The organism is Leptothrix toolikensis (SeqCode) (assembly GCF_057922285.1).
Genome location: NZ_JBYSVC010000106.1, coordinates 1 through 7206, shown reverse-complemented (window position 1 = coordinate 7206; position 7206 = coordinate 1). Strand labels below are relative to the sequence as shown.

The 7206-nt window shown below is 63.2% G+C and carries 9 protein-coding genes; 4 read left to right on the top strand and 5 right to left on the bottom strand.

Annotated elements, in window-relative coordinates; translation table 11 throughout:
- The 3 genes from AC3VI7_RS11670 to AC3VI7_RS11660 all read left to right on the top strand — a co-directional run.
- Positions 1 to 332, top strand: a 332-nt coding sequence (locus AC3VI7_RS11670; RefSeq protein WP_489669315.1) for an SDR family oxidoreductase, incomplete at its 5' end; no start/stop codon positions are given.
- A 49-nt stretch (positions 333 to 381) separates the two neighbouring features.
- Positions 382 to 705 (top strand): type II toxin-antitoxin system RelE/ParE family toxin, encoded by a 324-nt coding sequence (locus AC3VI7_RS11665; protein WP_489669314.1) that lies wholly within the window; start codon positions 382 to 384, stop codon positions 703 to 705.
- Complete coding sequence (locus tag AC3VI7_RS11660) at positions 702 to 995, top strand: helix-turn-helix domain-containing protein (RefSeq protein ID WP_489669313.1); 294 nt, start codon at positions 702 to 704, stop codon at positions 993 to 995. Before AC3VI7_RS11665 ends, AC3VI7_RS11660 begins: the two co-directional genes overlap by 4 nt.
- A gap of 46 nt (positions 996 to 1041) precedes the next feature.
- Here AC3VI7_RS11660 and AC3VI7_RS11655 read toward each other — a convergent pair whose 3' ends face one another.
- Genes AC3VI7_RS11655 through acpS form a run of 4 tightly spaced genes read right to left on the bottom strand, consistent with a single transcriptional unit; the run spans position 1042 to position 3617 of the window.
- Positions 1042 to 1545, bottom strand: coding sequence for a hypothetical protein (locus AC3VI7_RS11655; RefSeq protein WP_489669312.1), 504 nt, complete (start codon positions 1543 to 1545; stop codon positions 1042 to 1044).
- Between the two features lie 3 nt (positions 1546 to 1548).
- Positions 1549 to 2085, bottom strand: a complete 537-nt coding sequence (locus AC3VI7_RS11650) for a glycoside hydrolase family 108 protein (protein WP_489669311.1) — start codon at positions 2083 to 2085, stop codon at positions 1549 to 1551.
- Between the two features lie 33 nt (positions 2086 to 2118).
- Positions 2119 to 3210, bottom strand: coding sequence for a beta-N-acetylhexosaminidase (nagZ, locus tag AC3VI7_RS11645; RefSeq protein ID WP_489669310.1), 1092 nt, complete (start codon positions 3208 to 3210; stop codon positions 2119 to 2121).
- Positions 3207 to 3617 carry a holo-ACP synthase gene (gene acpS / locus AC3VI7_RS11640; RefSeq protein ID WP_489669309.1) on the bottom strand — a complete coding sequence of 137 codons (411 nt, stop codon included), beginning with the start codon at positions 3615 to 3617 and terminating at the stop codon, positions 3207 to 3209. The genes nagZ and acpS overlap by 4 nt, the downstream gene beginning before the upstream one ends.
- A gap of 246 nt (positions 3618 to 3863) precedes the next feature.
- Between acpS and AC3VI7_RS11635 the strand changes: the two genes are divergently transcribed.
- Positions 3864 to 6095 (top strand): Lcl domain-containing protein, encoded by a 2232-nt coding sequence (locus AC3VI7_RS11635; protein ID WP_489669308.1) that lies wholly within the window; start codon positions 3864 to 3866, stop codon positions 6093 to 6095.
- A 189-nt stretch (positions 6096 to 6284) separates the two neighbouring features.
- Here AC3VI7_RS11635 and AC3VI7_RS11630 read toward each other — a convergent pair whose 3' ends face one another.
- Positions 6285 to 7073: a pyridoxine 5'-phosphate synthase gene (locus AC3VI7_RS11630; RefSeq protein WP_489669307.1), complete on the bottom strand. Its 789-nt coding sequence runs from the start codon at positions 7071 to 7073 to the stop codon at positions 6285 to 6287.
- Positions 7074 to 7206: the final 133 nt, after the last annotated feature.

Genomic DNA, 7206 nt, shown 5'->3' with positions numbered 1-7206 from the left:
TCAACCTCTCGTCCAGCGCCGTGCGCTCAGGCGGCGCGGGGCAGTACGTCGATTACGCCGCCGCCAAAGGCGCGATTGATGTCTTCACCTTGGGGCTGTCGAAGGAAGTGGCCGGCGAAGGCATTCGTGTCAACGCCGTGCGCCCCGGCATCACCGACACCGAGATCCATGCCTCCGGCGGGCAACCCGGGCGCGCTTGGCAGATGGCACCGCAATTGCCCCTGCAACGCCCCGCCCGCGCCGAAGAAATCGCCCAAGCCATCCTCTGGCTGCTGTCCGACGCCGCCAGCTACACCACCGGGGCGCTGTTGGATGTGAGCGGGGGGCGGTGAGGCAACACGATGTACGGTTATCTAAAAATTTAGATAATTGAGTACCATCATGAAAACCTTGCAATGGATCGGTACCAGTCGGGATGATGTGAGCGATTTCCCGGCTGAGGCGCGTAGGGAAGTGGGTTTTGAATTGTTCGCCGTGCAGAGCGGACACATGCCAAGTGACTTCAAACCGATGCCACAAGTTGGCAAAGGTGCCTATGAAATTCGCATCCATGTATTTGGCGAATGGCGTGTCATTTATGTGGCTCGTATGGCTGATGTGGTGTACGTCTTACACGCTTTCCAGAAGAAAACGCAGAAAACTCGCAAGGAAGATCTTGAGCTGGCGGCTCGGCGCTACCGGCAAATCACAGGAGAAGGCGCATGAAAAATGAGACCGTGATTCCGTCGAGTGGCAATGTGTTCGCCGATCTTGGCTTTGCACCGGAAGAGGTCGTGTTGCTGACTTTACGTGCTCAGTTGATGGCTGATCTGCGTGAAACCTTGGCTGAACGCGCATGGACGCAAGTCCAAGCAGCACAGGCACTGGGTGTCAGCCAGTCACGCATCAGTGATTTGGTACGCGGCAAATGGCAGCAGTTCAGCTTGGATATGCTGATTACTTTGGCTGTACGTGCTGGTCGTCGGGTGCATGTGGCGTTGGAGCCTGCGCACTGACCTGCCCAGAACCCCGTTGCAACGGATTCTGGCGCAGGCGCTCTAATCACTGCTTCTTCAGCACCGCGTTCAAGCTCTTGGTCTTTTCGGCGCTGCCATGGCTGGAGCCGAAGAAGTACGACACCACTTGGGCCGAGATGGTGGTCAGGGCCCCCAAGATGTAGATCACGATGTCTTTGGTGCCTTCCTTGGCCAGTTTTTCGGAGTCGCCGCCGAACAGGATGTACCAAAACAAGTAGAAGGTGATGCCGACGATGAAGATCGACAGCAGGGGCTGAATGTTCTTCGCCAACCAGCTGGCGTGCTCGGACTGCTGCACCATCGTTTGGTTCACACGCGCATCGGCAACGTCTTCCATGACCGCTTTTTTGTCTTCGAGATCCAGTTTGGCGTACTCCAGTTGGTACTGCATTTCAGCCTTGCGCATTTCGTGCTCGAAGGCCGCGTGGTCGTCGTCGGTGTGACCCCCTTTGTCAATCGCGTCGCCGACGGTGTCGGCCAGATTGGTGCCGGCTTTGGAATCGATGCCGCTGCTGATCAGATTGGCCATGGTTCAAACTCCTTCAAGCGCACGACGGACCCAGCCGAAGATGAATTTCTTCTGGTCGCCATTTTTTTTGCAGATGTCCACATAGCGAGCCACCTTGTTCAGCGTGAACTTGCTGATGAACAACTCGGGGTCGATGGCGTTGAGGGCCTTGAGCGAATCGTCGTTCATCACGCCGCTGGCAGGGCTGACCTTGGCGGCGATTTGGGCCAGTTTGATGCTGGTGCCGGTGCCCGCGTTGACGCCGAAGTCGAACACCGATTCAGCGATGTGCTGATCCTTGAGGTCGTCGCCGCGCACCCGGTCCCAGTAATTGGTTTTGTAGAAGCGCGCAATCTGTTGCAGCAAGTTGGCGTCGCTGTCCAGATTTTTGGGGAAGTTGGGTTTCTTGCGCAGCTCATCAACCGTGATCCAACCCTCCCACTTGGGGTTCATCTTGCGGGCAATGCCGCAATAGGTCTCGCCACCCCGATCGGTGGGGTCGTTGACATAGCCCCCTTCCGACTTGAGGGTGGCTTTCAGCGCGGGTGCGAAATCAGCCATGGTGGTGGTCCATTCGTTGATGATTTTTGAGGATCAAGGCAACTGATCGAGGGCTTGAAGGTAGCGCAACTCAGTCATCAAATCATCCCATGCCAAGGCAGGCTGTGTCGGTAACAGATGGCGTCGATGGGCTTCGCTGGAGGTGTTTGGGTGCCAAGTACCTCGTTCTTGGGCTTGGCTCAAACCGTCGAGCAGCTCATCGACCGGCCGGCCGTCGCCGACGCTTTGGTTGCACAGCAGCACCATGTCGCAGCCGGCGTTCAAGGCGGCGGTGGCTGCATCGGCGTAGCTCAAAACTTGGCCGCCCGCGACGCCTGGGATGCGTCGCGCGCCTTCCATGCTCAGGTCGTCGCTGAAGATCGCCCCGGTGAAGCCCAGATTGACACGCAGGATGTCGTGCAGCCAGCGGCGCGAGAAACCGGCCGGGCGGGCATCCACCTTGGGGTAGATCACGTGGGCGGGCATCACGCTGGTGAGCACGCTGCTCAGCCATGCGTAGGGCAGGGCGTCGTCGGCCAAGATGGTTTTGAGCGCGCGTTCATCGACGGGCGTATCGACGTGCGAATCGGCCGCCACATGGCCATGACCGGGGAAGTGCTTGCCGCAGTTGGCCATGCCCGCCAGCAGCAGCCCGTGCATCAAGCTCTTGGCCAGCACGGTGGTGACGCGGGCATCGCGGTGAAAGGCACGGTCGCCGATGACTTGGCTGCTGCCGTGGTCCAGATCCAGCACCGGGGTGAAGCTCAGATCCACGCCGCAGGCGCGCAGCTCGGTGCCCAAGACATAACCAGCGGCGGAGGCGGCATTGCTGGCCGCCAGCGCACCGCTGCCTTCGCCCTTGCGGCCATCTTTCATCCACAGCTCGCCCAAGGCCCGCATGGGCGGCAGATGGGTGAAGCCGTCGGTGCGAAAGCGCTGCACGCGCCCGCCTTCGTGATCGACGCAGATCAGCAGATCGGTGCGAATCGCTTTGATCTCGGCCGTGAGGGCCGCGAGTTGGGTGCGGTCGTGCCAGTTGCGCGCAAACAAAATCAAGCCGCCGGTGAGCGGATGCGCCAAGCGACGGCGGTCGTCGGCGTTGAGCGTGGTGCCAGCGATATCGAGGATGACAGGTGCGTGGGTCATGGTGTGGGGGATGCGGAAAGGGTTTCGACCACGACGAAGCTGACGGCTTGCTCGCTTTCGTCGCTGAGGGTGACATGGGCGCTTAAACGACGGGCGTCGAACCAAGCGGCGAGCTCGCCGTGCAGCCGGATGAACGGCTGGCCGCTCGGGTGATTCAAAATTTCACAGCTGCGCCAAGTCATGGGCATGTGCAGACCCATGCCAATCGCCTTGGAGAAAGCTTCTTTGGCTGAAAAACGGGTCGCCAGATAGGCGATGCCCCGGCTTTCGGAACGGTGGCGGCGGTACTGGAACACGCGCAGCTCGGTCGGCCCCAGCACCTTCTCGGCAAAGCGGTCGCCCTTGCGCTCCAGCGTGGCGCGGATGCGGCGGATGTCGCAGATGTCGGTACCGATGCCGTAAATCATGGAGCCTTGCGTCTTCCTGAATCAGGGAAGGGATTGTCTGCTGAAATTCAGGCCCTCACCCCCGGCCCCTCTCCCGCAGGCGCGGGCGAGGGGAGCCCGCCCACATGGATCCGTTCGCCCTGAGCTTGTCGAAGCCCAGCCTGCTTGGCACACCGGCCCTTCGACTGAGCTCAAGCCCCTTGACGCCGAACGCCTGAGACCGTAGATTGCGGTGCATTGTTGCAATTTGTATCTGTGGGAGGGTGTATGAAAAAGCAATGGATGTGGATGGTGGTCGGGTTCACCGTGGCGCTGGCTGGGTGTCACGGGAGTCCGAAAGATACCCCGGTGCCGTTGCCGGTGGTGCCGGTGACGACGCAGAACCAGACGGTGACGCTGGACGCAGCCGTGCCGCAGGCGCTGGGCGCACAGGTGGCCGCAGTGCTGTCGCCGATGGGTGCGGCCAGCGCACCGGGGACGAGCCTAGCGGTGCCGACTTCGAGCAACGGCACGGCCAGCGAATCGATGGTGCTGGCGGTGGACGCGGGCAACAACATCTTGCTGGCCTCGGTGACCGGGCCGGGAGCCTCGACCACGCTGAGTGCCGACTCGACCGCGCTGGTGCTGGCGCGGCTGGCGCTGGGCACCCCGGCGGCGACGGTCAACCCGGCCCAGATCAATGCCGCCATTCGGGCGGGGGCCGGGTGGCCGAACCTGGTGACCCAGGTGCAGCAGGCCGCCGCCGCTGGAACCTCGCCGGCCACCTCGACGGCGGTCTATGACGCCTTGCTGACCCTGCTGGGACAGATCGGCCCGGTCGCACAAGGGCCGATGACGCCGATGCACGGCCGCGTGCATCCGCTGGCTGCTCCGGTGGTCACCCCGAGCGTGACCACGCCGGCACCGTACACCCTGAACGCGCAGCTTTGGTCGGGTTACCGACTGGCTGTGGTGGGTGCCCAAGGCCAAGGGGTCGAAGTCAGCAACACCATGCCGATCACTTGGGCGCTGGCCAGTGCGGACACCGATGGCCTGCCGCTGTGTGCATCGAGGGCGGGCATGACAGGTGTCAACCCGAACTGCTCGGTGCTGGTCGACCGGATGGACATGACCAGCTACATCGGTCTTACGCTGAATCTGCCAGTCAGTCGGGTCACGACCAGCACCGGGGGCAATGGCGACGCCTTCAACCTGACAGTGCAGCAAAACCCCCTGTCGCGCACCGCCAACGTGACGCATGTCGTCAAGGATCTGGTGCTGATGACGATCGATATGCTGACGGCGGGAACGGCCCGAGAGGTCATTGGTCAGTGTGTGGGCGGTGCGGTCGACGCACTGCTGCCCCCGGCCGAACTGGCGACGCTGGCCTTGGCCGCAGATGCTGGGCCGATCAAAGCCTATCTGAACGATCTGAAAGCCGGTTTGACCGGCAAATACAGGCTGGCCTCACTCGTGAGCACATGCATGAAGATCGGCAGCACCGATCCGGCCCAGGTCGATGGCGGTGCGGGAACCTTTGCACAGGCCGCATGGGCCTTCGTCAAGGGATTTGGCGGCTACGTAGCGGATAAGGTTGTCAGCCCGGTCACCACCCTGATCGGCGCGGGAGGCACCGGCATGACACTGGGCATGACCGTGGCGTTGTGGAACACCCCCGACCAGCGCTACGGGGTCTGCATGGTGAAAGGTGCGCTGGCCAACTGTGCGACGCAGTTGAGTTTCAACCCGTCTACGCTGCGCGTGGCACCGAGCACCCCTCGGCCGACCCCGGCGACGCTGAAGGCCAAGGACGGCAACGGGCTCGATACGCTGGTGCCGGACGACATCGAGTACGTGTCGGACCAGCCGTCGGTGGTGGCGGTGGTCGCCAAGACCGGGACACTGACCGTGTTGGCGCTGCCGGCGGGCACCAGCTCGGCCACGGTGACGATCAAGGCCACCGACCGCTCGACGGGCCTCAACGCCAGCTACACAGTGGTGGTAGCGCCGGAGGGCTTCACCAAGGTGTCTGACACCGGCCAAGACCTGCCCGCCGACGCCCCCACCTGGTCCTGCGTGCGCCACAACGCCACGGGCTTGTTGTGGGAGGCGCATGTGACACGGGGTACGGATGGCAATGGCAACTGGATCTTGCATCCCTGTTCGTGGGATGCCGCCCAGCAGTGCTCCGGCTACACCAACTTGGGCAACGGCAGCCCGTGGGACGCGCCGTCGGTGACGGGCAGCGTGTGCGGCAAGCCAGGGCGGCTGCCGACGCTGGATGAAGGCACGGCCTTGGTGAGCGACCCAGCCTATGTGGCAGCCAACTCACCCGCCGGTACGTTCAAGACCACTTGGTTCGGTGCGGATGACTTGGCTTGGTGGGGGGGCTGGTCCTCGTCCCCGGTGGTGGGTTCCCCGTCCCTCGCCTGGATCGTCGATTTCTACGGCGGCTACGGCGGCGGCAGCTTCAACGTCCGCTACGGCGGCTACTACGTCGGCCTCGTCGCGGGGCCGTAGTGCGGTGGTGTGGTTCGTGTGCCCGTCAGTGTTTTGATTTTTGACAGGGCCCTCACCCCCGGCCCCTCTCCCGCAGGCGCGGGCGAGGGGTAACCCAAATCCCCCCGGCCCCCTTTTTCAAAGGGGGTGACATTCAGCATGGCTTGAGGCGCTCCCCTTTGGAAAAGGGGGGCCGGGGGGGATTCGGGTTCAACGCGGCGCGTAAGCCTGCTGGATGCAGCGCTGGTAGTCGCGGATGGTTTCCGTGTAGCCCAGCTCCAGCGCGTCGGCGATCAGGGCGTGGCCGATGGAGACTTCGCGCACGCCGGGGACAGTGCGCAGGAAGTCGGCGAGGTTGTCGCGGTTCAGATCGTGGCCGGCGTTCAGCTCCAGCCCCACGGCCAGTGCGGCTTCGGCGGCGGCGCGGTAGCGGGCTAGCACGTCGGCTTGCTGCGGCGTGCCCCAAGCGCTGGCGTAGGCCTCGGTGTAGAGCTCGACGCGGTCGGCCCCGACTTCACGCGCGGCGCGCATTTGCTCAGGCGTCGGGTCCATGAACAGGCTGACGCGCACGCCCAAAGCGCGGGTCTCGGCCACGACCGGGGCGAGGCGCTCGAAGTCGGCCGGAAAGTTCCAGCCGTGATCCGAGGTGAACTGTCCGACCGAATCAGGCACAAAGGTGGCTTGATGGGGCCGCACGGCGCGGATCACGTCCATCAGGTTGTGAAACGGGTTGCCTTCGATGTTGTATTCCACCTGCGGCCAGCCTTTGAGCAGCTCGGCCAAGTCGGTGACATCGCCCGCGCGGATATGGCGCTCGTCGGGGCGTGGATGCACCGTGATGCCTTGGGCCCCGGCTTCGAGCACGAAGCGCGCGGCACGGGTGACGCTCGGGATGCCCAGATGACGGGTGTTGCGCAACAGGGCAACCTTGTTCAGGTTGACGGACAGGGCAGTGCGCTGGCTGGGGACATGGGGCTCGGGAGCGACGAGAGGATTCATCCGGTTTTTTCAATCAAGCAGTTGTTGGACGTCCACCATCAACTGGCGGGTGCGCAGGGTGGTGGTGCCGAGATGATAGTGAAGTGCTGCGCGCAGCTGCGGCCGGATCGCTGTCAGCACCGGCTGGCATTGC